This is a genomic window from Erythrobacter westpacificensis, from assembly GCF_039542285.1.
In the GTDB taxonomy this organism is placed as follows: domain Bacteria; phylum Pseudomonadota; class Alphaproteobacteria; order Sphingomonadales; family Sphingomonadaceae; genus Alteraurantiacibacter; species Alteraurantiacibacter westpacificensis.
The window spans coordinates 256,448-280,180 of sequence record NZ_BAABHV010000021.1; the positions used below are offsets into that span (position 1 = coordinate 256,448).

The window sequence follows — 23,733 nt, forward strand, 5'->3', positions numbered from 1 at the left end:
TGCCTCGTGCCCCTAAATCGCGCGGCGATGACCGACAGTTCCGACGAAAACCGCTATGGGCCGCTGATCTTTGCCGTGCCCAAGGGCCGCATCCTCGATGAAGCCCTGCCCGTGATGGCCGATGCCGGCGTCGTGCCGGAAAGCGCCTTTCACGACAAGATGGATCGCTCGCTCAGTTTCGCAGACGAGACGGGCACCATGCGCATCCTGCGCGTGCGCGCATTCGACGTGGCGACTTTCGTGGCCTTCGGCGCGGCGCAGGTGGGCATCGTGGGGTCCGACGTGATCGAGGAGTTCGACTATTCCGAACTCTACGCACCCGTCGACCTCGGCATCGGCGCCTGCCGCCTTTCCGTGGCCGAGCCGAAGGAACCCGTCGAATACAAGTACGGCAATGCCAGCCACCTGCGCGTTGCGACCAAGTATCCCAATATCACCAGCCGCTATTTCGAGGCGAAGGGCATCCAGGCCGAGTGCATCAAGCTGAACGGCGCGATGGAACTGGCCCCCTCCACGGGCCTCGCGGGCCGGATCGTGGACCTCGTTTCCACCGGCGGCACGCTCAAGTCCAACGGCCTGGTTGAGAAAGACACCATCATGCAGGTCAGCGCCAGGCTGATCGTCAACCGCGCCGCGATGAAGACAGACCCGCGCGTTGCCGCGCTGGTGGAGCGTTTTCGCGCGGGCGCCGAAAGGAAGGCAGCCTGATGCGCCGCCTCGATGCCAAGGCCGAAGATTTCGAAACGCAATTTGCCCGGATCGTGAACGATCGGCGCGAAAGCGACGAGAATGTTGCCACCGATGTGCGCAGCATCATCCAGCAGGTGCGCCAGAAGGGCGACGAGGCGCTGGTCGACCTGACCATGCGTTACGACAAGCACGCGCTGACCGCTGACCTCGCCAGCTGGCGCATCGGCAAGGACCAGTGCAAGGCCGCCTTCGACATGCTGATGCCGGACGTGCGCAAGGCGCTCGTGATGGCGGCAGAGCGCATCCGCGCCTACCACGAGGGGCAACTCCCCAAGGACCGCGACTATCGCGACGAGACGAATGTGCGCCTCGGCGCGCGGTGGAGTGCTGTCGAGGCTGCCGGCCTCTACGTTCCGGGTGGCCGCGCCGCCTATCCCTCCAGCCTGCTGATGAACGCCATCCCGGCCAAGGTCGCGGGCGTCGAACGCCTCGTCGTCACCACGCCCACCCCGCGCGGGGAGATGAACGACCTGGTGCTGGCCGCCGCGCACATCTGCGGCGTGGACGAGGTGTGGCGCGTCGGCGGCGCGCAGGCCGTTGCCGCCCTCGCCTATGGCACGCAGCGCATCCAGCCGGTCGACGTCATCACCGGCCCAGGCAACGCCTGGGTCGCCGAAGCCAAGCGCCAGCTTTACGGCGTGGTCGGCATCGACATGGTGGCAGGCCCCAGCGAAATCCTGGTGATCTCCGACGACAAGAACGACCCCGACTGGATCGCCGCCGACCTGCTGAGCCAGGCCGAACACGATCCCTCCAGCCAGTCCATCCTCATCGCCGACAGCGAAGGCTACGCCGCCGCCGTGGAAGACGCGGTGGACGTGCTGCTGGCGCAGCTCGACACCAGGGACGTGGCCCGGCAGAGCTGGGAGAACCACGGCGTCGTGATCGTGGTGGACAGCCTGCTGGACGATGCGCCCGCACTGGCAGACCGCCTTGCCGCAGAACACGTGCAGATCGCCACCGACGATCCCGAGGCCATCTTCGACCGCATTCGCCACGCAGGCAGCGTCTTCCTCGGCCGTCACACGCCCGAGGCCATCGGCGATTACGTCGCCGGGCCGAACCACGTTCTTCCCACGGGTCGCCGCGCACGCTTTTCCAGCGGGCTGTCGGTGCTCGATTTCATGAAACGCACCAGCTTCATCTCGCTGGACGAAAAGGCGCTGGGCGAAATCGGGCCCGCCGCCGTGGCACTGGCCGAGATCGAAGGCCTGCCTGCCCATGCCGCCAGCGTAAAGGTCAGATTGTAATGAACACCCCCGCCCGCTCACGCGCCCGCTCAGCGTCGCGCCTCGCCGCCGTGCAGGCGCTCTACCAGCGCCACATGGAAAAGACGCCGACGGCCCGCCTGCTGGACGAATTCCACCAGCACCGCCTCGGCAAGGAAATCGAGGAGGAGCAGTACGAGGAAGCCGAAGTCGATTTCTTCGATGACATCGTATCGGGCGTGATCGCCCGCGACGAGGAGATCGACGCGGCATTGACGGCAAAGCTGGCCGAGGGGTGGACGCTGGCGCGGCTCGACAAGACCATGCTTCAGATCCTGCGCTGCGGCACCTACGAACTGATGGCCCGGCAGGACGTGCCAGTTGGCACCGCGATCAGCGAATATGTGGACGTTGCCCATGCCTTCTTCGACGAGCGTGAGGCGAAATTCGTGAACGGCGTGCTCGATGCCGTGGCGAAGGACGTGCGTTCCTGAGCCACGACGGGGGGTAACGGCGTGAACGAGACCGATTTCATCGCCGCCCTGCGCCGCCTTCCTCTCCACGCCGGGGCGCGCGGGCTGGAGGATGACGCTGCCGTTCTCGAAATTGGCGGTGAGACGCTGGTGCTTACCCACGATACGATGGTCGAGGGGGTCCATTTCCTGTCGACGCAGGACATGGCCGACGTAGCGTGGAAGCTGGTTGCCACCAACCTGTCCGACCTTGCCGCCATGGGCGCATCGCCTGTAGGCGTGCTGCTGAGTCACACTCTTGGCGACGGGGACGAAGCTTTCCTTGCCGGCCTGGATGATGTGTTGACGCACTACGGCGTGGGCATCCTCGGCGGCGATACCGTGCGCGGCAACGGCATGCGCACGCTGGGCCTCACCGCCATCGGTCGTGCCACCCATACCCCCGTGCCCAGCCGCGCAGGCGCGCAAGTGGGCCACGGCCTCTACGTCACCGGCACGCTGGGCGAAGCGATGCTGGGTTTCGAGGCGATGCGCGACGGCACCGAAGCAGACCCTGCCGCCTACACTCGTCCGCTGGCCCGCGTGGCTGAAGGGGAAGCGCTCGCCCCGCATGTCAGCGCGATGATGGACGTGTCGGACGGCCTGCTGCTCGACGCGTTCCGCTTGGCTGAGGCAAGCGCGTTGAGCATTGCCATCGATATGTCTGCCTGCCCCGTGGCAGAACCTGAGCGCATGATGGAATGCCTCACCTGGGGCGACGATTACGAACTGCTGTTCACCCTGCCCGAAGGGACCAAGCCCCCGGTGCAAGCCACCCGCATCGGCACGGTGGAGCCGCGCGGCTTCGCACCGCTGTTCGTGGATGGAGAGCCTGTGACCAACCGCGAGGGCCTCGGCTACACCCACGAACAGGCTGCACCGCCCCCAAGTGGATAACGTTCTTTCACGCTTGTGAAAGCCCGGCATTGTGTTAGCCCTATGCCCCTAGGCGGACCCGGCAGAACCGGGCCGCTTTCATAATGGGAAGAGGGGAATAGCAGGTCATGGACCTAATCATCATCGCTATTGTCCTGGGACTGCTGGCCGTCGTCTACGGCTTCATCACCAGTCGCCAGGTTCTCGGGGCCGATGCCGGTAACGAGAAAATGCAGGAAATCGCCGGTGCCATCCAGGAAGGTGCCAAGGCTTATCTCAACCGCCAGTACACCACCATCGGCATCGTCGGCGTGGTCGTCGCCGTGCTTGTCGGCGTGTTCCTCGGCCCGATCTCCGCCGTGGGCTTCGTGATCGGGGCCGTGCTTTCGGGCGTTGCCGGATACATCGGGATGAATATCTCGGTGAAATCGAACGTGCGCACCGCGCAGGCTGCCAGCAAGGGGCTGCAACAGGGCCTGACGCTGGCCTTCCGCGCCGGCGCGATCACCGGCATGCTGGTGGCGGGCCTCGCCCTGCTGGCTATTGCCGTGTTCTTCTACGTGCTGGTCGGCCCGATGCAACTTGCAGCCAACAGCCGCACCGTGGTGGACGCGCTGGTGGCACTGGCCTTCGGTGCCTCGCTCATCTCCATCTTCGCGCGTCTTGGCGGCGGTATCTTCACCAAGGCCGCAGACGTGGGCGCAGACCTTGTCGGCAAGGTGGAAGCCGGTATTCCGGAAGATGATCCCCGCAACCCCGCCGTGATCGCGGACAACGTGGGTGACAACGTGGGCGACTGCGCCGGCATGGCTGCCGACCTGTTCGAGACCTACGTCGTGACCGTTGGCGCAACCATGGTGCTCACCGCGCTGCTGCTGACCGCCGCCGGAGACCTGCTGCTGCCGCTGATGGCCCTGCCGCTGCTGATCGGCGGTGCCTGCATCGTCACCAGCATCATCGGCACCTACTTCGTCCGCCTTGGCGGCGGCACGAACGTGATGGCCGCGATGTACAAGGGCTTCCTCGTCACCGCCGTGCTGGCCGTGCCGCTGATCTACGTCGTCATGCAGATGGCCCTGGGCGACATGGGCGCATCCATCGGGGGCGAGAACCTCGGCGCGGTCGATCCCGGCGCTCCGCTGGCGGAGGAAGGCACGGCCTCGCTCGCGCCCTTCACCGGCATGGACCTGTTCATCTGTTCGGTGATCGGCCTGCTGCTGACCGGCATAATCATCTGGATCACCGAGTACTACACCGGCACGAATTTCCGTCCGGTCCGCTCGATCGCCAAAAGCTCGGAAACGGGCCACGGCACCAACGTGATCCAGGGCCTCGCCATCAGCCTTGAATCGACCGCCCTGCCCACGCTGGCGATCGTCACCGCGATCATCGCCACCTATCAGCTGGCGGGTCTCATGGGCATTGCCTATGCGGCAACCTCGATGCTGGCGCTGGCCGGCATGGTCGTGGCGCTGGACGCCTACGGTCCGGTGACGGACAACGCGGGCGGCATCGCCGAAATGGCGGGTCTGGACGATTCCGTGCGCGAGAAGACCGACCTGCTCGATGCCGTGGGCAACACCACCAAGGCCGTGACCAAGGGCTATGCCATCGGCTCTGCCGGTCTGGCCGCACTGGTGCTGTTCGCCGCCTACACCACCGACCTTGCCGAGTTCTTCCCGGACGCGGACGTCGATTTCAGTCTGGAAAATCCATACGTGATCGTCGGCCTGCTGCTGGGCGCTCTGCTGCCCTACCTGTTCGGGGCCATGGGCATGACTGCCGTGGGCCGCGCAGCGGGTGACGTGGTGAAGGACGTGCGCGAGCAGTTCGCCGCGGACAAGGGCATCATGGCCGGCACCAGCCGCCCGAACTATGCCCGCACGGTGGACCTCGTCACCAAGGCCGCGATCAAGGAAATGATCGTGCCCTCGCTGCTGCCGGTGCTGGCCCCCATCGTGGTCTACTTCGTCATCACTTTCGTGGCGGGCGAGGAGAACGGCTTTGCCGCTCTCGGCGCGCTGCTGCTGGGCGTGATCGTGGGCGGCCTGTTCGTCGCGCTTTCCATGACTGCCGGTGGCGGTGCGTGGGACAACGCGAAAAAGTACATCGAGGACGGCAACCACGGCGGCAAGGGCTCCGAAGCCCACAAGGCTGCCGTGACCGGCGATACCGTGGGCGATCCCTACAAGGATACCGCGGGTCCGGCCGTGAACCCGATGATCAAGATCACCAACATCGTGGCGCTGCTGCTGCTCGCCGCACTGGCCGGAGGGGCGTAAGCCCCTCCCCAGTCTGCCCGAAGGGGTTAACGGAAACCCTGCCCGGTTCGCGCCGGGCAGGGTTTTCTTTACCTTTGCGCTTAATCCTTCCTTGTCGCCCTGCCCCCTAGAAGGCGCAATGTCCTTCGACCGATTCCGCGACGAGAGGTTAACCTTTTTCCTTGGCCTATGACGCACCCCTTCCCCGGCTCGGCGCTTTCAACGGCGGCACCATCGCCGCTGTCGGGCGCCTTGCCGCCCCGCGCGTGAGGATGCAGCGTCGGGCCTGGCGCGAGTTCGACCGCCGGGACCGGATCGCGGCATGGGACGCGCTGGCCGAGTGGGCGAGCGAGCCGAACCCGTTTTACGAGAGCTGGTACCTGCTCCCCTCCCTGCGAGCGCTGGACAAGGCCGGGAACGTGACCATCCTCACCTTCGAGACTGACGGCCAGTTGGCGGGCCTGATGCCCGTGATCCAGTCAGGAAATTACTACGGCCATCCCATTCCCCACCTTGCCAACTGGGTTCATCCCAATGTCTTTCTCGGCCAGCCACTGGTGGCGCAGGGGTTCGAACACGAGTTCTGGCGCGCGTTGCTGGCATGGTGCGATCGGCACACGCGCCTCTCGCTTTTCCTCCACCTCGCCCATGTGCCCACCCGAGGCCGCCTGCACGATGCACTCGCCGCCGTGCTGCGTGAAGACGCGCGCCCGGCTGCCACGGTTTTCGAGGAGGAGCGCGCCATGCTGCGCTCGGCCCAGGCTTCCGAAAGCTACTTCGAAGCCGCACTTTCCGCCAAGAAGCGCAAGGAACTGCGGCGCCAGCAGCGCCGCCTGTGCGAGGAAGGCGAGGTTACTTTCGAACGCCTGACGGACTACAGCCAGATTGCCGAATGGACGGCAGAGTTCCTCGATCTGGAGGCGCGTGGCTGGAAAGGCGAAAGCGGCTCCGCCATGCGCAGCCACGCTGCCACGCGGGAACTGTTCCGGTTCGCGATTGCCGGTTCTGCGGCGCGCGGGCGGCTGGAACGCCTCGCCCTGCGCCTCGACGGCAAGCCTATCGCCATGCTCGCGAACTTCCTCACCGCGCCGGGCGCCTATTCCTTCAAGACCGCGTTCGACGAGGACTATGCCCGCTTCTCCCCCGGCGTCCTGCTGCAACAACAGAACCTCGCGCTGCTGGACCGCGAAGACATCGACTGGGCCGATAGCTGCGCCGCGCAGGATCACCCCATGATCGATCACCTGTGGCGCGAGCGCCGGGCGATCCAGCGCCGTTCCATCGGCATCGGAGGCGGCCTGCGCCGGGCGGCCTTCAGGACACTGATCCGGCTCGAGACCGGACGCGGCGCGAGAGGACTGCAATGAGCCACTACGTCGGCAACCTTCACGGCCGCTCCATCGGCGGCAAGCAGATCTTTCCGGCACGCAGCCGCGCCTATTTCGCCGCGTCCTATCCCGAAGGGCCGCACAAGCTGACGCACGACATGGTCGAACATCCGCTGCTCGAACTCGATGCGCTGGCCCTGCTGGGTGAGAGCCTGCCTGCCGCCAGCGTCGAATACAATCGCGGCGACCTGCCCATCGGCGTGACGGAAAAGCCCGCCGCGCCCTCGCGCAGCATCGGTGAAACCATCCGCGAGATCGACGCCGCGAACAGCTGGGCCGTGCTCAAGAACATCGAACAGGATGCCGCCTACGCCGGGCTGCTGCACGAACTGCTGGACGAACTGCGCGAGGAGATAGAGCGCGCCACGGGCGAGCTGCTGACGCCGCAGGGCTTCATCTTCGTCTCCAGTCCCGACGCCGTCACACCCTATCATTTCGACCCGGAGCACAACATCCTGCTGCAATTGCGCGGCAGCAAGGCGATGACGGTGTTCCCCGCAGGCGACAACCGCTTCGCTCCGGACAAGGTGCACGAAACCTATCACACCGGGGGCGGGCGCGAACTCGGCTGGCGCGAGGATTTTTCGGATTACGGACTGACCTTCCAGTTGCATCCCGGCGACGCGATCTACGTGCCGGTGATGGCCCCGCATTACGTGCGCAACGGGCCGGAACCCTCGATTTCCCTGTCGATCACCTGGCGCTCTGCGTGGAGTTACGAAGAGGCCGACGCGCGGGCTTTCAATCACCTCTTGCGCCGCTGTGGCCTGACGCCCGCGTCGACCCGCCGCTGGCCCAGGCGCAACACGGTGAAGGCTTTCGGCGCGCGCATTGCCCGGCGGATACCCGGCCTGCTTTAGCCTGCCCGCGCTTGACGAAGGCAGGCGGAAGGGTAATGGCGCAGGCAATGGCATCGCAATCAGCCCTCACTCCCGAACAACTCGTTGCAGACCTCGTCCTGCTGCTGGATCTCGAACCCAAGGGCGGGGACCGCTTCATCGGCCGCCGCCGTCCGGATGGCACGGGCCGCGTTTTCGGCGGGCAGGCCATTGCGCAGGCGCTGGGCGCAGCGCGGCGCACGGTGGATGACGCGCGCGAGGCGCATTCGCTGCACGCCTATTTCCTGCGTCCCGGCAGCGACGACCTGCCGATCGAATACCGGGTGAAGCGCGACCTCGACGGGCGCAGCTTCTCCAACCGCCGGGTGGTGGCCAGCCAGGAAGGCAAGCCCATCCTGAACCTGACCGTGTCTTTCCAGTTGCCGGTGGACGGTCCTTCCCACCAGGCGCCGCAGATGCCCGACGTGCCGGGGCCGGAAGATCTCGTTTCGGACGCAGAAGTTCGCCAAGAGATTGCCGCAGCGCTTCCCGAAGGGCAGTTGCGCACTCTCGCCATGCGCCCCTCACCCGTCGATTTCCGCTCGGTAGAGCCGCGCGACTGGGCACGCCCGGAGCGACGTGACCCGATCAGCCACGTGTGGTTCCGTACCGTGGCGAACCTTCCGGCAGAAGCCGCCGTCCACCGCGCGGTTCTGGCCTACATCTCCGATTTCCAGCTTCTGGCGACGGCTCTCCAGCCGCACGGGAAGAACATCTTCAATCCCTCCATCAAGGGCGCAAGCCTCGACCACGCGATCTGGTTCCACGAAGCTTTCCGCGCAGACGAATGGATGCTCTACGTCACCGAAGGGCCGTGGTCGGGCCACGCTCGCGGACTGGGGCGCGGGCAGATCTTCACCCGCGACGGCAGGCTGGTGGCCAGCGTGGCGCAGGAAGGCATGCTGCGCCACACCTGACCCTCAGCGCGCGTCAGTGCGCCATGAGAACCGGCATCGGCGGCTCTGCCAGCACGTTGCGCGTCACTCCGCCGAACAGCGTCTCGACAATGCGCGGCTGGCCATAGGCACCCATTACCATGAAGCCCGCCTTGCGCGCCTCAGCCGCCTTTCGCAACATTTCGTGAACCGGCTCCTTTCCTGCCGGCAGCTGCACGATCTCGCAGTCGATGTCGTGCCGTTCCAGGTAATCGGCGGCCGAGACTGCGGGAAGCTTCTCGTCCCCTTCCTCGGCCGGATCGCCCACGCAAAGGATATGCACAGCGCTCGCCGCCGACAGCAGCGGCACGGCGGCGCGCATCGCGCGGGCCGCTTCCATCGAGCCGTTCCAGCACAGCGCCGCTGCCGTATCGGCGGGAAATCCGTTTGCCGTATGCGGCACGGCCATGATGGGCGTGCGGCAATGGATGGCCAGCGTGCCTGCCAGCGAGAAGGACCGGCGTCCTTCGCTGCCGTCGGGCGTGCCGCCCAGCAGGACCAGGTCGTTCAGGGCGGCATGACGGATCAGGCATTGCACCTGGTATCCGGCCTCGACGTGCCAGTCCCAGCGCACATCCTCCTGCTTCAGCTTGCTCTCGACCTTCTCCCGAAACTCCTCGGCCAGCTTCATGCTCGCCTGCGATACCTCTACCGCCGAGACACCGAAGGGATCGGTGGGCACGACGAGGTCGTAGGTGATCGTCTGCAGGACGGTAAGGTGGGCGTTGAACCGTCGGCACAGGTCCAGCCCCACCTGCAGGCGGGCATCGAAACCGGCATCGTTCATCGCGTGGACCAGAATAGAGCGCATCGTGTCTTCCTCCTCGATACACTCGTATAACAGAGATTGGGCGGCCCGGTCATTGATGCGCGTCAACAAGGGGAACGCGCTTCGTTCACCCTCGTTATTCCGCCATGGATTTCGCAAAAGAGCAGGCGCGCTTCCGCCGCAGCAAGCCCTCGCGCCTCGGACGGGGTATCGAGCGGCTGACCCATCCCTTCGGCAAGGCGATTGCCGGCGTGGTGCCGAAATGGCTGGTAGAGGCGGTCCTGAAAGGTCTCGACACGGCCGTGGCCATGCCGCCGCTGGTGAAATTCACCCACGATCCGGCAGACCTCGAAGCAGCACGCAAGGCCGCGAAGACCGTTGCTCGCGCGGCCAGCGGCATCAGCGGCGCCAGCGGCGCGGCAGCGGGTTTCGGCGGCGTGGTGACGGCCGGGCTGGATATCCCCGCCACCATCGCCATCGCGCTGCGCGTCATCCGCGATACGGGCAAGGCCTATGGCTACCCCGGCGACGGCCCGCGCGAAAAGCTGTTCCGCCTGCAGGTGCTGGAACTCGCCGCGCTCGACGAGACGGAAGAGCGCGATCGGCGCATCGCCGCGCTGGAGGCTGCCATCGGCCCCGACGGTGAACTGATCAAGGCGGACCACGAGGAGATCACCCCGGTGATCGACCAGGCGGTGGAACGCGTCTCGCGCGCCATCGCGCTCACGTCCTTCCGCAGCCGCGCGGGCATGATCGTGCCCGTCGTCGGTTCGGCCATCGGCGGCATCGTGAACTCGTCGTTCCAGAGCGACGTCGGCAAGGCCGCCCGCTTCGCATTTCAGGAACGGCGGCTGAAGGCACAGGCCGGCACCCCGGGGAGTGCGACATGAGCGACGACGCAAAGATCACCGTCACCGAAGATGGGCCCTACAAGGTCGAAGGCCGCGTGCCGCTGGGCGAGCAGAGCATCGCCGTGAACGAGCGCGGCGAATCCATCGAATGGCAGCCGACCGGCGATTTCGAGCAGAGGAAGACCTACTTCCTCTGCCGCTGCGGCATGAGCGGCAACAAGCCCTTCTGCGACAACAGCCATGCCGAGGGCTTCGACGGCACCGAAGTGGCGGACCGCGCGCCCTACGCGGAGCAGGCCAAGCGCCTGGAAGGCCCGCGCTTCACCCTGCTCGATCAGGAAGACCTCTGCGCCCTCGCCCGCTTCTGCGACACGCACCAGACCGTGTGGGACGAGGTGGAGAAGACCGGCGATCCCGAAGTTGCGGCGATTTTCCTCGACCAGGTATCGAACTGCGTCTCCGGTCGCCTGGTGGCGATCGATAATGTTACCGGGGAACCGGTTCACCCGCAGCGCGATCCGCGCATCTCCACCACGCAGGACCCGGCGGAGGAATGCTCCGGCCCGCTCTACGTTGAAGGCGGCGTGCGCATGGTTTCCGCCCACGGCGAGAATTACGAACGGCGCAACCGCATGGCCCTGTGCCGCTGCGGCCAGAGCGGCAACAAGCCGTTCTGCGACGGCACCCACGTGAAAATCGGCTGGTCCGACAAGGACTGATCAGAGTTATCCGCCAGCGTGATAAAAGTCGTAGATCGTCTGCGCCACGCTTTCGCTGACGCCGGGTACCCGCTTGAGATCGTCCAGCGCCGCGGCGCGCACCTTGCTGGCCGTGCCGAAGTGCAGCAGCAGCGCGCGCTTGCGGCTCGGGCCGATGCCCGGAATCTCGTCCAGCGGTGAGGCGGAAATGGCGCGACTGCGCTTGGCCCGGTGCGCGCCGATGGCGAAGCGGTGCACCTCGTCGCGCAGGCGTTGCAGGTAGAACAGCACCGGCGAATTGGTGGGCAGCATCTTTTCGCGCCCGTCGGGGAAGTGGAACACCTCGCGCCCCTCACGCCCGTGGTGCGGCCCCTTGGCAATGCCGATCAGCGGCACATCCTCAATGCCCAGCTCCTCCAGCGTATCGCGCACGGAGGACATCTGCCCCTTGCCGCCGTCGATCAGCACGAGGTCGGGCCACATGCCCCCTTCGCGGTCCGGGTCTTCCTTCATCACGCGGCTGAACCGGCGGGACATGACCTCGCGCATCATGGCGAAATCGTCGTTCGTCTGCGCCTCGCGGATGTTGAACTTGCGATACTGGTTTTTCATGAAGCCTTCCGGCCCCGCCACCACCATCGCGCCCACGGCCTTGCTACCCTGGATGTGCGAGTTGTCGTAGATCTCGATACGCGCGGGAATATCGGGCAGTTCGAGGAAATCCGCCATCTCGCGCATGATCTTCGCCTGCGTGCCGCTTTCCGCCAGCCGTCGGTCGAGCGCCTCCGTCGCGTTGCGGCTGGCCTGCTGCATCAGCTTGCGCCGGTCGCCGCGCTGCGGGACGCTGATTTCAACCTTGCGCCCTGCAAGCTCGCCGAAGGCTTCTTCCAGCAAGGACTGCTCCGGCAATTCTCGGTCCACAAGGATGGTGCGCGGGGGCGGCACTTCCTCGTAGAATTGCGCCAGCACGCGGGCCAGCACCTCGTCGAGGTCGGTGTCCTGCGTGTGAGTGGGGAAGAAGGCCTTGTGACCCCAGTTCTGCCCGCCGCGCACGAAGAAGCCCTGGATGCCGATCTGCCCTCCCTTGGCCGCCAGCGCGAAAACGTCGGCATCGCCCACGCCATCGGCGTTCACGGCCTGCGAGCCCTGAATGAACGTCGCGGCGCGCAAGCGGTCGCGCAGCAGGGCGGCGGTCTCGAAGTCGAGGTCTTCTGCCGCCTTCTGCATCTGCTGCTCGATCCGTGCCTGCACCGCGCCGGACTTGCCGCCGAGGAAGTCCTTCGCCTCTCGCAAAAGTTCGTCGTAACCTTCCTTGTCGATCCGCCCGACGCACGGGGCGCTGCACCGCTTGATCTGGTAGAGCAGGCAGGGCCTGTCCCGACGGGAGAAAAAGCTGTCCGTGCAGGATCTTAGCAGGAACAGCTTCTGCAGCGCGTTAATCGTGGTGTTCACCGATCCGGCACTGGCGAAAGGGCCATAATAGCTGCCCTTGGCCTTGCGCGCGCCGCGATGCTTCATGATGCGCGGGAAATCGTGCCCCTCGCGCAGCAGGATGAAGGGGAAGCTTTTGTCGTCGCGCAAGAGCACATTGTAGGGCGGGCGAAAGCGCTTGATGAACTGCGCTTCCAGCAGCAGCGCCTCGGCCTCTGAATTGGTGGTGACGATTTCCATGCCGCGGCACTGGCTGACCATGCGTTGCAGCCGGTTCGTCAGGTTCTTCACCTGCGTGTAATTCGCCACCCGCGCTTTCAGGCTGCGCGCCTTGCCGACATAAAGCACGTCGCCGCGCGCATCGAGCATCCGGTAGACGCCGGGCTTGGGCTTCAGCGTCTTCACCACTTCGCGGATCGCCGTCACGCCCGCCTCGATATCGGGCTGCGTGCTGCCCTTTACGGTGTAGGTGGCGCGCTCCTCGTTGAAACGCTCTGCACCGCGGGGGTCTGAAGGGGATCCGGCTTCGGTTCGCGACATGGGCTTCAGATAGGTGGTGAGAGGGCGATTGGCAAAGCTTGCGCTGGCCGTGCCCACAAGGCAGCGTGGCGTTTTCGCAGACTGACGGGAACGCTGCATGGAAAACAAGTCTGCCACCTTGCCGCGAACGGTAGGCTTCTGGGGCACGGCGCTGTTCCCGGTCAACGGGATGATCGGATCGGGCATCTTCGCCATGCCCGCCATCCTGGTGGCTGCCGTGGGCAATTTCGCGCCGTGGATGATGCTGCTGGGCGCGCTGCTGATCCTGCCGCTGGCCTGGGTCTTCGCGGCGCTGGCCATGCGGTTCGACGGGCACGGCGGGCCGGTACTCTATGCAAATGCCGCGTTCGGCAAGTTCTTCGGCTTCCAGTCCGGCTGGATGCGCTATGCCAGCGCGGTGGTGGCCGTGGCGGCGAACACGCATGTCGCCATCGCCTACCTCGCCGTGCTGTTCCCGGTGCTGGAAGACCCGCTGATCGGCTCTGCCGCAGTGATCGCCTTCATCGCCTTCGTCACGATCATCAACCTTGTCGGCATGCGCGCTTCGGTGGGCGCGCTGGGCCTGATGACCGTGATGAAGCTTGCCCCGCTGGCCGTACTCGTGGTCTGGGGGCTGGCAACGCGCGATCCCGCGATCGGCTTCAGCCTACCCGAGTTCAGCGATTTCGAAAGCGTCGTGCTGCTGACGTTCTATGCCTACATGGCCTTCGAGAACGGCAACTTCCCCGCTGGCGAACTGAAGAACCCGCGCCGCACCATCCCGCTGGCGCTGATGACCACGCTGGCGGCGGTCGCGCTGTTCTACATGGCGGTGATCTGGGCCTACCTCGCCATCGCTCCCGATGCAGGCGGCGGAGAAAGCGCGCTGGCCGCAGCGGCGAACGAGGTAGCGGGGCAAGCGGGCGTGGTCGTCATTTCGCTGGCGGCAGCGTTCTCGGTCGCAGCCAACATCCTCAACGGCGGTATCGTGGTTCCGCGCATGACCTTCGGCATGGCGGAACAGGGCACTCTGCCCGCGGCTTTCGCCCATGTTTCTCCCCGCTTCCTGACCCCCGATGTCTCTGTGCTGTTCTATGGCGGGGCGGCGATCCTGTTCAGCCTGTGGGGCGGGTTCGCCGCACTGGCGGTGGCAAGCACCCTTTCACGGCTGGTCATGTACCTGCTCTCCGCCCTCGCCCTGCCGGTGCTGGAACGCCGCGACGGCGGCAAGGCGCCATGGTGGCACCTGCCCGCAGCCTTGCTGGCCGTGATCGCGACGGTCTGGGTGTCCACCCATGCCAGTGCCGAGGCCTATCAGATGCTCGGCCTGATCTTCGTGGTGGGCACCGGCCTCTATTTCCTTGCCGTTCGGCAGAACGCGGCGATCGAGACCTGAATGTCCGCCTAGGTGCTGATCCCTAGGTGAAGGCGGCGCGCCCGCAGCCGTTCTCGGCCGTATGAGTTTTCATGGCAGACCTATATCCAACGGTGCCGGCAATGGGTTGCTCGGCTGGTTTGGCCTTGGCCGAAACGATCATGGCAGAGAAGAGCGGCGATCGCGCGAAAATCTGGCACGACAGGCCCGTGCGCGCCTGCTGAAGAAAATCGGCGCATTCCTGCTGGATCACGACCTGGAGGTGACGCAAGCCAACCTTGCCACCGCGCACAGCGCGTTCGCGGGCCTCAATCCGGGGCTGGAGCGGCGCATCCGGCGGCAACTGGAGTGCGGCGAACGTATCAGCCAGTCATGGCTGGACCGCGCGATCGCGGTCGAAATGCCCGTTGCGGACGACGCGGTAGACCAGTTGGCGCAGCAACTCGAAGCCGGGATCAGCCATTTCTCCCGCAGCACCCGCAGCGCACGCGATGCCAACAGCGACTATGGCAATGCGCTGGCCGAACACGTCGATGCGCTGGATGCGACGCCCGATACGAACGACGTGATCGCCAGCCTGGCGGACTATGCCCGCGCCATGCTGGAACGCTCGCGCAAGGCGGAAGAGGAGCTGCGCATGGCGGAGGACGAAGCCGCCTCGCTGCGCCGCAATCTCGATCGGGCACGGCGCGACGCGGAAGTGGACTTCCTGACCGGTCTGCCCAACAGGCGGGCGTTCGAGGCCCTTCTGGAAAAGGAATATCGCGAGGCGCAGGCGACCGTCGAACAGCTGTGCGTCGCCTTCTGCGATATCGACCTGTTCAAGCAGGTAAACGACACCCACGGCCACGACGCAGGCGACAGGGTGATCTGCGTGGTGGCGGATTTGCTGCGCGCGATATCCGGCGAAAAATGCCACATCGCGCGGCACGGCGGAGAGGAATTCGTCTTGCTGATGCGCGGGTGCGGACCGAAGGAAGCCCTAACCCGGCTAGATACGGAGCGTGAAGCGCTGGCCTCTCGCAAGCTGGTGAACAGGCGCACGAAAGAGCCGTTCGGCCTGATCACCTTCAGCGGCGGCGTGGCGGACGTGTTCGCCTATCCCGATACGCGTTCCGCGCTGGCAGCCGCGGACGAGGCGCTTTACGAGGCGAAGCAGTCGGGCCGCGATCGCATCGTGCTGGCAAGACCGTCTGCATAGGCTTGGACGCGCGCCCTTTTCGCGCCTAACGCGGGGGCCATGAATGCAGGCTACGATGCGATAATCCTGGGTGGCGGCGCTGCAGGGCTGTTCTGCGCGGCGGTTGCCGGCCAGCGCGAACGCAAGGTGCTGGTGCTGGAACGCGCCGCCTCGGTCGGCAAGAAGATCCTCATTTCCGGCGGCGGGCGCTGCAATTTCACCAACATCGGTGCAGGTCCTGCCAATTACCTTTCCGCCAACCCGCATTTCGCCAAGTCGGCGCTAAGCCGTTACACCGCGCGCGATTTCCTCTCGCTGGTGGAAAAGCACGGGATCGCCTGGCACGAAAAGACACTGGGCCAATTGTTCTGCGATGGCTCTGCGAAACAGATCGTGCAGATGCTGCTGGACGAGTGCGCCGCCGATCCCGGCACGGTGGATATCCGCTGCACCGAGGATGTTCGCCAGGTGCAACGCGAGGGCGAAAGCTTCGCCGTCACCACGCAGAACGGCACCTTCGCCGCCCCCTCGCTGGTGATTGCCACGGGCGGTCCGTCAATTCCCAAGATGGGCGCGAGCGACTTCGCCTACGGTCTCGCTCGCCAGTTTGGCCTCAAAGTGGTCGAGCCGCGCCCCGCGCTCGTGCCGCTGACGCTGGGCGGCGAAGACTTGCTGTTCCGCGAATTGTCCGGCGTCTCCGCAGATGTTGAGGCGACGGCGAACAAAGCCACGTTTCGCGAGGCCGCGCTCCTCACCCACCGCGGGCTTTCTGGCCCCGCCATCCTGCAGGTCAGCAGTTACTGGAAGCCCGGCGATCCGGTGACGATTTGCTTCCTGCCAGATGCCCGGCCCGGCTGGCTGCTGGAGGAAAAGCGCGCGCGGCCCTCCCTTCCCTTGCGCGCCGTGCTGCGCGATCGCCTGCCGGATCGGCTGGCCGATGTGCTGGCAGAGCGGCTGGGTATAGAAGGCGATCTGGGCAACGTGCCCGACAAGGCCCTGCGCGCGGGCGAGGAGAAGCTGGCGGCGTGGTCTTTCCGCCCCAGCGGCACCGAAGGCTTCGCCAAGGCCGAGGTGACCGTGGGCGGCATCGACACCCGCGAGCTTTCGTCAAAGACGATGGAAGCGCGCAAGGTGCCGGGCTTGTTCGCCATTGGCGAAGCGGTGGATGTCACGGGCTGGCTGGGCGGCTACAATTTTCAGTGGGCGTGGGCCAGCGCCCACGCCTGCGCGCAAGGGTTATAGTTAATTTCCGCCAAACGTGCCGCGTTCACGCCCAAATACGGTTAACGTCGTTGTTTTGTCTCCCGAAACTGATCCACTCCGGGACAGGTCGCCAACAATCGCAATTCCCCTGAGTCGAACACCCAGCTCGCGAAGAGCGGGTTCGAGGAGATTGGCAATGACTGACCACGAACATCATGGAATGAAGCCGCTGGAAGGCATGTCTGCCTACTGCGTCCGCGGCCATTACGAAACGCAACAGCGGGACGACCGGTTCGGACGCCTGTTCGGCAACCTGCACCCGGCCTACACCCCGCCCGCCACCTTGCGAGAGATCGGCGCCAAGAACGGGCCGATGGATGGCAAGTCCGCCAACGACCGGACCGATAGCGTGCCCGTGGGCATGGTCTTCTTCGGCCAGTTCGTTGACCACGACATCACGCTGGATGCTTCCACCACGTTCGATAGCGTGGTCGACAACCCCGGCGAAATCGCCAACGTGCGCACGCCCACGCTGGATCTCGATTGCATCTACGGCCTCGGGCCCGAAGCGCAGCCCTATCTTTATATGCAGGGCGGCGCATTCGGAGGCGCGAAACTGCTGACCGGCGCCGACAATCCCGGACAGGCGGGCCTGAGCGACAGCGACCTGCTGCGCAGTCCCAATGGCCGGGCGATCATCGGCGATCCGCGCAACGACGAGAACCGCGTGATCAGCCAGCTGCAACTCGCCATCATCCGCTTTCACAACCACGTGTGCGACACGCTGCACGCCGAGGACGGCTACGAGGGGCACGATCTTTACGAAAAGGCCCGCAGGCAGACCACCTGGCACTACCAGTGGGCCGTGGTGAACGATTTCCTCGTGGCCATGTGCGGTGCGCCGGTGGTGCACAGGATCCTTGGCTGCGGGCGGCAGCACTACTGCGGCAGCGTGCCCTATATCCCCATCGAGTTTTCCGTCGCGGCCTACCGCTTCGGCCACTCGATGATCCCGATGAAGGTGCAGGTGCAGAAGGGACAGTCCGCGCTAGAGCTGTTCGGTACGATCCTTGGCAGCGGCTTCGATCCGCTGACCGACCCCAAGGGCGTAGTCGACTGGCACGAATTGCTCTTCACCCCGGAGAACCGGCAGGTGGAGCGCGCGCAGAAGCTGGACACGAAGCTGGCGGGCGACCTGCTTGCGCTGCCATTCATCACCCCACCGGACGAGAACTCGCTAGCCACGCGAAACCTGCTGCGCGGCAATACCTTCCTGCTACCGGGCGGTGAAAAGGTGGCCGAGGCGATCGGCTGCGAGCAGAAGACCATCGACAGGGTGCTGAAGAAGGTTGCCAAGCTCAGCAAGACCCTGCCCGCCGACGGCGTACCGCTGTGGCTGTATATCCTCGCCGAGGCCGAAGCGATCGGCCGCGCGGAGCAAGACGGCAGCACGAAGGAAGGCGAGGCGCTGGGACCGGTGGGCGCGACCATCGTGGCAGAGACGATCATCGGCCTGCTGGAACTGGACGATCACTCCTACCTGGGCGCGAACCGTAACTGGACGCCGCGCGCCGAGTGGGACACGCTGGGCAAGCTGGTGACGGTCGCGCAGCCGTAATACAGCATTGCAGGGAGGCAGGTGCTTCCTGCCTCCCCGCCCTGCATCAGAACATTTTGCGGAACTCGATCTCGAAGCTGCGCCCGCGCGGGTCGACGAGGAACGGCTGGTAGCGCAGCGGCACGAGACCGTTGCTGTCGGTTACTGTCTGACGCGCGTCGAACAGGTTGTCGATGCTGAGTCCCACACGCGATCCCTTCAGGAACGGCACGTCTTCCACCAGGCTTGCGCGCTGACCCAGGTCGGCAAAGGCGCGCAGGTTGACGGTGATGTAATCGTCGAAGAACAGATCCGTGCTGTCTGCAAGGCCCGTTCCGTCGAGGCGGGACGAACCGGTGTAGTTGGCAAAGGCGATGAGGCCGTAGCCATCGTAGAACACCCCGCCGCGCGCCCGTACGCCGTGGCGCGGATCGCCGCCGCCCGACAGTGCATCGCCGTCCAGCAGGTCGAGCCGGGGCAGGCCGTCCGCGATCAGCACGGTGTTTTCCAGTTCCAGCGTGTAGTCGAGATTGAAGAACCAGCGTCCGGTTGGCGGGCCGTCGTTGCCGCCGCCCATCATCCGCCCGAAGCGGCCACCCCCACGAGCGCCTCTGCCGCCACGACCGCCCTCGCCGCGCGCTTGCTGCGGGTCTGCGGCGTCGGTGCTGCACACGCGCTCCCGCACGGCGGCGAAGCGTTCGGGATCGACCTGGCCGTTCTCGCCCGCCAGCCGCTCCAGCATGCGCGGCGGGATGCTGATCGGTTCGCCATCGGGGCCGAGCGGCGGTTCCTCGCCCGCTGCCTGGGCCGCCAGAGCGCGGTTGAACAGGTCCACCAGTTCGCCCGGTTCGCGCTCGCAGAACGTCGCGCGCATCTGCGCCATGCGTTCTGCATCGGGCGGACCGCCTACCGGCCCACCAGCGGGACCGCCTCGCGCCGCGCCCGAAGGGGGTCCGCCGCGACCACCGCCTTCTTCATCGTCGCCGCCGATGCGGCCCGAAAGGTTCAGCCCGAATTGCAGGCGCCGCTGGTCGCGCGCGGCGAAGGTCACGAAACGGTCGTCCAGTTCGACAAGGCGCCCTGTCGCATCGCGCGTGACGCGGTCCGGAAATGCCGCCTCGATCTCTGGCGACAGCGTCGGCAGGCCATTGGTCACGTCGGTGGAATGGTTGTCGTAGTAGTCGATCGAAACGCTGCCGCGCTCGATGAAGGGCAGTTCCCAGTTCACGCCGAACGACCAGTCGCTCTGGTCCTGCGCAGGCAGGTTCGGATTGCCACCGCTGATGACGGTCGCCAGCACGGTCTCGTTATTGGCAATGTCGAACACCGGCACGTTGGGCGTCGCAATCGCCGGACTGCCGAGCTGGCTGAGCGAGGGGGCGACCTCGCGGTTGATGTGGTTTGCACTGAAGGTCAGCGTATCGGTCACACCCCAGGTCAGGCCCACGGTCCAGTCCTGCAGGGTGCCGAAATCCGAAAGGTAATCGACGCCTGCGTTCAGGTTCAGCGTCAGATCACCGACCGCACCGAGAAAGTCCTCGCGGCGGCTGGTCAGCGGGATGGAGACATTGGCCCCGCCGGTAACGCGACCGCGCGTCAGCTGCGTATCGCCGGTAAGCGAGCGCGTGTCGCTGCTCTCGATGCGGTTCCAGTTGTATCCTCCGCGCAGCGTCACCGACACGTCGCCTGCGGGAAGGTAGACGGGGTTTCCGCGCGCGGTGGCCAGCGCATTGACGGTGTACGTATCGAGCAGCGCCTCATCGAAACCTGCATCGGCAAAGGTGCCGAGCGGACCGTCGATCGCCACCAGCCCTGCGGCAGCGTCCTCGACCAGTTGGGTGGTATCCACGCGTTCGCCCGTGCGGGTGATGCCGTCGACATAGGTGCCGTCCAGCGTGCCGGTCACTTCCCAGTCGCCAATGCCGAGGTTCAGCGTGCTGCCGAAGGAATAGTTTTTCGTGCGGGCATCCACCGTCAGCGGATCGGCGGCGTTGAACGTGCGCAGCAGCGAATTGCCCTCGTCATCGGTTAGCACCACGGAATCGAGGCCCTGTAGTCGCAGAGAATCCTCGCGTTCATAGGTGGCGTTGAGGGACAGCGAATTGCCGCTATCGCCCAACCGCGTAGTCCAGTTCGCGGTCGCCTCCACGCCGGAGCTGTCCGACACCAGGCTGCGGAACTGCGCCGGGTTCGGGTCTCCCGCCAGCCGCTGCTCGCTGTCGTCGGCCTGGATGATGCCGCGTTCGGCTTCGGTCAGCGTGCTGGAGTTCTCCCACTCGACATTGAGATTGAGGCGGCTCGGCCCGTCGATGCGCAGGTAGGTGCCCTCCACCTCCTGCTGCGAGAAGCCGCCGCGGAAGGGCTGGCCGTACTCCAGCTCGATTTCCTTGCTGGCGAAATTGTCCTTGAGGATGAAGTTCACCACGCGCTGGTCCGGCGAATAACCGTAGCGCTGGGCCACGTCCTCGCTGAACACCTCGGTCCGCTCGATGGCCTCGGGCGGATAGCTGCGCAGTTCCCGGAAGGACGAGATGCGCACGCCGTTCACCAGGATCACGGGTCCGCCCCCGCCGCCGCGACCGCGCGAGGAATTCACCTGCGGGCCGAGCGCCTGCAGCAGTTCCTCGATGGAGCCGGCGCCGTAGGCCGCAATGTCCTCGCTATCGAGTTCCAGGATCGGCGGTTCGGGCGCATCGACCCCGTCCACCAGCCGCGCGCCCAGCACGACGATGGTGTTGATGTCGTCATCGCCGGATGGCGCTGCGGGATCGTTGCCGTCCTGCGCGGTGGCAGGAGCAGGCTCAGGCGATACTTCCTGGGCATGGGCGGGACTTGCAAAACCGGCGCAAAGCGAGGCAGCGATGGCGAGCGCGCTGCAGGACTGAAACTTGGGCAACTCGTGGAATCTCCGGGTAAAACAGCGTCCGTCCCCGGCGCGCCTATGCTGGGCAACGCGCGAACTGGCAATACGGGCCCTTGTCGTATTTTGTCGCAGATGTATCGCAGCTTGCGGGCCATTTCAGGCCATGTGCATGGCGCATCTTCCATTTTGCGCCCGGTATCGCTACATGGCGCGCCCAAGGATACGAGTAGCAGCATTGTTCCGCGCTCGTGAAAGCACTCAAGCAGAAACAAGGACCGGATTACTGGATGGCTAAGGAAGAACTTCTCGAAATGCGCGGCAAGGTGGTGGAACTGCTGCCCAACGCAATGTTCCGCGTCGAGCTCGAGAACGGCCACGAAGTCCTGGGCCACACTGCCGGCCGCATGCGCAAGAACCGCATCCGCGTGCTGGTGGGCGACGAAGTGCTGTGCGAACTGACGCCTTACGACCTGACGAAGGCGCGCATCACTTATCGCTTCATGCCGGGCCGCAGCGGCCCTCCGGGATACAACGGCTAAGGCGCCGTCTTGCGCGCCCGTGGCTGACGCCTCCCCAAACCTTACATTGGCATCGGCAAGCCCGCGCCGCCGTGAATGGCTGGCGCGCCTCGGCGTTGCGCCCGATGCCGTGGCTCCTGCCGATATCGACGAAACGCCCCGCAAGGCCGAACTGCCGCGCGCCTATGCCCAGCGCATGGCGCGGGAGAAGGCACAGGCTGTCGACGGCGCGGGAAATTACGTGCTGGCGGGCGACACCGTGGTCGCTGCCGGGCGCCGCATCCTGCCCAAGGCCGAGGACGAGGCAACCGCACGCGAATGCCTGTCGCTGCTGTCGGGCCGCCGCCACCGCGTGCTTTCCGCCGTCGCCCTCGCCCATCCCGATGGCACGATCCGCGAACGGCTGAGCGAGACGCAACTGAAGTTCAAGCGCCTCTCAAGCCAGGAGATCGACGCCTACATTGCCAACGGCGAATGGCACGGCAAGGCGGGCGGCTATGCCATCCAGGGCATGGCCGAGGCGCTGATCCCCTGGATACAGGGCAGCCATTCCGGCGTCGTCGGCCTGCCGCTGTACGAAACGCGCGCGCTGCTGAGAGCGGCAGGGTTTCCCATTGGCTGAAGGCTGGCTCGTCGAGCAGGGGATCGGCGAGGAACGCGCTATCCTCTATCACGCAGGGCACGCCGTTGCCGCCCGGATGCGCTGGCCCGGCGGGTTGGAGCCAGGTGCCGTGGTGCAAGGCGTACTGGTAAGCAAACCCAAGGGCTCCAATCGTGGCCGCGCCGCATTTCCCGGCGGAGCGGAGACGCTGGTCGACAAGCTGCCCCGCGAGGCCAGCGAAGGCGCGCAGATGCGCTTCGCCGTCACTCGCGCCAGCGTGGGCGAGGCGAAGCGGCGGAAGCTGGCGCAGGTTCGTCCGACAGACTTGCCGGAGCGCCCCGCCCCGTCGCTGGCCGAGAGCCTGCCCGAGGCGAAGATCGTTCAGAACTTTCCGGCAGGTGACTGGGAAGAAATCCGGGACCTTGCCGTCGAAGCCGTGGTCGATTTCGCCGGCGGTTCGCTGCACTTCGCGCCGACCCCGGCCATGGTCGTGGTCGATGTGGACGGCCACCTGCCCCCGCGCGAACTGGCGCTTGCCGCCGTGGAGCCACTGGCGCGCGCCATTCGGCTGTTCGGCCTCGGCGGCATCGTGAGCGTCGATTTCCCGACCCTTCAGGCCAGGGCGGACCGCAAGGCCGTCGATGCCGCCATCGAGACAGCCCTCGCGGACTTCGACCATGAACGCACCGCGATGAACGGCTTCGGCTTCGTGCAGATCGTCTCCCGGTTCGAGCGGCCCTCCATGCTCCACTTCGTTCAGCACGATCCTGCGGGCGCGGCTGCGCGTCTGCTGCTCCGCCGTGCTGAAGCTGTGGAAGGCCCAGGCCGGATCGAACTCGCCGCCCATCCCGCCGTGATCGTGCGGCTCACCGATAACTGGCTGGACGAATTGCGCCGCCGAACGGGCCGCGAGGTGTCGACAAGGCCCGATCCAGCCCTTGCGATAGAGGCACCGCACGCCCAGCTTGTGCCCCTATGAGCACCAGACCCTGCCCGATCTGCAAGAAGCCCCGTAGCGAGGAATTCACCCCGTTCTGTTCCAGCCGGTGCCGCGACCGCGACCTGGCGCAGTGGTTCAACGACGGCTACGCCGTGCCCGGTGAACCCGCCGCGCCCGAGGATATCGCGAAAGAAGACTGATTTGGGGGCTTGCCAAGCCCGCGCGGCTTCGCCATAGGCGCGCTTCACTTGCTCGCCGGGCGCTTCGAAGATGCCCGTTCGCGAACAGGATGCCTGGGTAGCTCAGGGGTAGAGCAGACGACTGAAAATCGTCGTGTCGGTGGTTCGAATCCGCCCCCGGGCACCATTTTTGCCTTCGCA

The 23,733-nt window shown here is 65.8% G+C and carries 22 protein-coding genes and 1 tRNA gene; 19 read left to right on the forward strand and 4 right to left on the reverse strand.

The genetic code is table 11. The features are described 5' to 3' along the window. Positions 1–27: 27 nt before the first annotated feature. From hisG to ABFX23_RS14150, 8 genes are all read left to right on the forward strand, one after another. Positions 28–708, forward strand: a complete 681-nt coding sequence (gene hisG / locus ABFX23_RS14115; RefSeq protein ID WP_346033639.1) for an ATP phosphoribosyltransferase — start codon at positions 28–30, stop codon at positions 706–708. Continuing rightward, complete coding sequence (gene hisD / locus ABFX23_RS14120; RefSeq protein WP_346033640.1) at positions 708–2,000, forward strand: histidinol dehydrogenase; 1,293 nt, start codon at positions 708–710, stop codon at positions 1,998–2,000. The genes hisG and hisD overlap by 1 nt, the downstream gene beginning before the upstream one ends. Further along, positions 2,000–2,452, forward strand: a complete 453-nt coding sequence (gene nusB / locus ABFX23_RS14125) for a transcription antitermination factor NusB (protein WP_346033641.1) — start codon at positions 2,000–2,002, stop codon at positions 2,450–2,452. Before hisD ends, nusB begins: the two co-directional genes overlap by 1 nt. Before the next feature lie 21 nt (positions 2,453–2,473). After that, positions 2,474–3,367: a thiamine-phosphate kinase gene (gene thiL / locus ABFX23_RS14130; protein ID WP_346033642.1), complete on the forward strand. Its 894-nt coding sequence runs from the start codon at positions 2,474–2,476 to the stop codon at positions 3,365–3,367. A 107-nt stretch (positions 3,368–3,474) separates the two neighbouring features. Next, positions 3,475–5,628, forward strand: coding sequence for a sodium-translocating pyrophosphatase (locus tag ABFX23_RS14135; protein WP_346033643.1), 2,154 nt, complete (start codon positions 3,475–3,477; stop codon positions 5,626–5,628). Positions 5,629–5,789: 161 nt separating this feature from the next. Then, positions 5,790–6,974: a GNAT family N-acetyltransferase gene (locus tag ABFX23_RS14140; protein ID WP_346033644.1), complete on the forward strand. Its 1,185-nt coding sequence runs from the start codon at positions 5,790–5,792 to the stop codon at positions 6,972–6,974. Next, the gene (locus ABFX23_RS14145) at positions 6,971–7,855 is read left to right on the forward strand and encodes a cupin-like domain-containing protein (protein ID WP_346033645.1); all 885 of its coding nucleotides are present in this window, start codon (positions 6,971–6,973) and stop codon (positions 7,853–7,855) included. Before ABFX23_RS14140 ends, ABFX23_RS14145 begins: the two co-directional genes overlap by 4 nt. 47 nt (positions 7,856–7,902) lie before the next feature. Further along, entirely contained in the window at positions 7,903–8,790 is an 888-nt protein-coding gene (locus tag ABFX23_RS14150) for an acyl-CoA thioesterase (RefSeq protein ID WP_346033646.1), read from the forward strand. A 13-nt stretch (positions 8,791–8,803) separates the two neighbouring features. Here ABFX23_RS14150 and ABFX23_RS14155 read toward each other — a convergent pair whose 3' ends face one another. Next, the gene (locus ABFX23_RS14155) at positions 8,804–9,619 is read right to left on the reverse strand and encodes a universal stress protein (protein WP_346033647.1); all 816 of its coding nucleotides are present in this window, start codon (positions 9,617–9,619) and stop codon (positions 8,804–8,806) included. Positions 9,620–9,723: 104 nt separating this feature from the next. Between ABFX23_RS14155 and ABFX23_RS14160 the strand changes: the two genes are divergently transcribed. Continuing rightward, the gene (locus ABFX23_RS14160) at positions 9,724–10,467 is read left to right on the forward strand and encodes an EcsC family protein (protein WP_346033648.1); all 744 of its coding nucleotides are present in this window, start codon (positions 9,724–9,726) and stop codon (positions 10,465–10,467) included. After that, positions 10,464–11,147 (forward strand): CDGSH iron-sulfur domain-containing protein, encoded by a 684-nt coding sequence (locus ABFX23_RS14165; protein WP_346033649.1) that lies wholly within the window; start codon positions 10,464–10,466, stop codon positions 11,145–11,147. The genes ABFX23_RS14160 and ABFX23_RS14165 overlap by 4 nt, the downstream gene beginning before the upstream one ends. 6 nt (positions 11,148–11,153) lie before the next feature. On the opposite strand, the gene uvrC is transcribed toward ABFX23_RS14165, so the two are convergent. Then, positions 11,154–13,097: an excinuclease ABC subunit UvrC gene (gene uvrC / locus ABFX23_RS14170; protein ID WP_346033650.1), complete on the reverse strand. Its 1,944-nt coding sequence runs from the start codon at positions 13,095–13,097 to the stop codon at positions 11,154–11,156. A 97-nt stretch (positions 13,098–13,194) separates the two neighbouring features. Here uvrC and ABFX23_RS14175 point away from each other — a divergent pair, with 97 nt between their 5' ends. Next, positions 13,195–14,472 carry an APC family permease gene (locus ABFX23_RS14175; protein WP_346033651.1) on the forward strand — a complete coding sequence of 426 codons (1,278 nt, stop codon included), beginning with the start codon at positions 13,195–13,197 and terminating at the stop codon, positions 14,470–14,472. 22 nt (positions 14,473–14,494) lie between these two features. Here ABFX23_RS14175 and ABFX23_RS14180 read toward each other — a convergent pair whose 3' ends face one another. Next, the gene (locus tag ABFX23_RS14180) at positions 14,495–14,704 is read right to left on the reverse strand and encodes a hypothetical protein (protein WP_346033652.1); all 210 of its coding nucleotides are present in this window, start codon (positions 14,702–14,704) and stop codon (positions 14,495–14,497) included. A gap of 9 nt (positions 14,705–14,713) precedes the next feature. Between ABFX23_RS14180 and ABFX23_RS14185 the strand changes: the two genes are divergently transcribed. From ABFX23_RS14185 to ABFX23_RS14195, 3 genes are all read left to right on the forward strand, one after another. Continuing rightward, positions 14,714–15,652: a GGDEF domain-containing protein gene (locus tag ABFX23_RS14185; protein ID WP_346033653.1), complete on the forward strand. Its 939-nt coding sequence runs from the start codon at positions 14,714–14,716 to the stop codon at positions 15,650–15,652. A 39-nt stretch (positions 15,653–15,691) separates the two neighbouring features. Then, on the forward strand, positions 15,692–16,873 hold the full coding sequence (locus tag ABFX23_RS14190) for a BaiN/RdsA family NAD(P)/FAD-dependent oxidoreductase (RefSeq protein ID WP_346033654.1): 1,182 nt from the start codon (positions 15,692–15,694) through the stop codon (positions 16,871–16,873). Positions 16,874–17,030: 157 nt separating this feature from the next. Continuing rightward, entirely contained in the window at positions 17,031–18,452 is a 1,422-nt protein-coding gene (locus ABFX23_RS14195) for a peroxidase family protein (protein ID WP_346033655.1), read from the forward strand. Positions 18,453–18,498: 46 nt separating this feature from the next. Here the strand turns inward: ABFX23_RS14195 and ABFX23_RS14200 are convergent, their stop codons facing one another. Beyond that, a complete protein-coding gene (locus ABFX23_RS14200; protein ID WP_346033656.1) occupies positions 18,499–21,327 on the reverse strand; it encodes a TonB-dependent receptor in 2,829 nt (942 codons plus the stop codon). 254 nt (positions 21,328–21,581) lie between these two features. Between ABFX23_RS14200 and infA the strand changes: the two genes are divergently transcribed. The 5 genes from infA to ABFX23_RS14225 all read left to right on the forward strand — a co-directional run bounded on the left by infA (position 21,582) and on the right by ABFX23_RS14225 (position 23,719). Then, on the forward strand, positions 21,582–21,833 hold the full coding sequence (gene infA / locus ABFX23_RS14205) for a translation initiation factor IF-1 (protein WP_119585286.1): 252 nt from the start codon (positions 21,582–21,584) through the stop codon (positions 21,831–21,833). 46 nt (positions 21,834–21,879) lie between these two features. After that, positions 21,880–22,434, forward strand: coding sequence for a Maf family protein (locus tag ABFX23_RS14210; protein WP_346033657.1), 555 nt, complete (start codon positions 21,880–21,882; stop codon positions 22,432–22,434). Then, positions 22,427–23,392: a ribonuclease E/G gene (locus ABFX23_RS14215; protein WP_346033658.1), complete on the forward strand. Its 966-nt coding sequence runs from the start codon at positions 22,427–22,429 to the stop codon at positions 23,390–23,392. The genes ABFX23_RS14210 and ABFX23_RS14215 overlap by 8 nt, the downstream gene beginning before the upstream one ends. Continuing rightward, positions 23,389–23,553, forward strand: coding sequence for a DNA gyrase inhibitor YacG (locus ABFX23_RS14220; protein ID WP_346033659.1), 165 nt, complete (start codon positions 23,389–23,391; stop codon positions 23,551–23,553). Before ABFX23_RS14215 ends, ABFX23_RS14220 begins: the two co-directional genes overlap by 4 nt. Before the next feature lie 91 nt (positions 23,554–23,644). Further along, positions 23,645–23,719, forward strand: a tRNA-Phe gene (locus tag ABFX23_RS14225). Positions 23,720–23,733: the final 14 nt, after the last annotated feature.

Coding starts and splice junctions, on each gene's coding strand:
- hisG (WP_346033639.1), top strand. CDS start 28: ATGACCGACAGTTCCGACGAAAACCGCTATGGGCCGCTGATCTTTGCC.
- hisD (WP_346033640.1), top strand. CDS start 708: ATGCGCCGCCTCGATGCCAAGGCCGAAGATTTCGAAACGCAATTTGCC.
- nusB (WP_346033641.1), top strand. CDS start 2,000: ATGAACACCCCCGCCCGCTCACGCGCCCGCTCAGCGTCGCGCCTCGCC.
- ABFX23_RS14135 (WP_346033643.1), top strand. CDS start 3,475: ATGGACCTAATCATCATCGCTATTGTCCTGGGACTGCTGGCCGTCGTC.
- ABFX23_RS14145 (WP_346033645.1), top strand. CDS start 6,971: ATGAGCCACTACGTCGGCAACCTTCACGGCCGCTCCATCGGCGGCAAG.
- ABFX23_RS14150 (WP_346033646.1), top strand. CDS start 7,903: ATGGCATCGCAATCAGCCCTCACTCCCGAACAACTCGTTGCAGACCTC.
- ABFX23_RS14155 (WP_346033647.1), bottom strand. CDS start 9,619: ATGCGCTCTATTCTGGTCCACGCGATGAACGATGCCGGTTTCGATGCC.
- ABFX23_RS14160 (WP_346033648.1), top strand. CDS start 9,724: ATGGATTTCGCAAAAGAGCAGGCGCGCTTCCGCCGCAGCAAGCCCTCG.
- ABFX23_RS14165 (WP_346033649.1), top strand. CDS start 10,464: ATGAGCGACGACGCAAAGATCACCGTCACCGAAGATGGGCCCTACAAG.
- uvrC (WP_346033650.1), bottom strand. CDS start 13,097: ATGTCGCGAACCGAAGCCGGATCCCCTTCAGACCCCCGCGGTGCAGAG.
- ABFX23_RS14175 (WP_346033651.1), top strand. CDS start 13,195: ATGGAAAACAAGTCTGCCACCTTGCCGCGAACGGTAGGCTTCTGGGGC.
- ABFX23_RS14190 (WP_346033654.1), top strand. CDS start 15,692: ATGAATGCAGGCTACGATGCGATAATCCTGGGTGGCGGCGCTGCAGGG.
- ABFX23_RS14195 (WP_346033655.1), top strand. CDS start 17,031: ATGACTGACCACGAACATCATGGAATGAAGCCGCTGGAAGGCATGTCT.
- infA (WP_119585286.1), top strand. CDS start 21,582: ATGGCTAAGGAAGAACTTCTCGAAATGCGCGGCAAGGTGGTGGAACTG.
- ABFX23_RS14220 (WP_346033659.1), top strand. CDS start 23,389: ATGAGCACCAGACCCTGCCCGATCTGCAAGAAGCCCCGTAGCGAGGAA.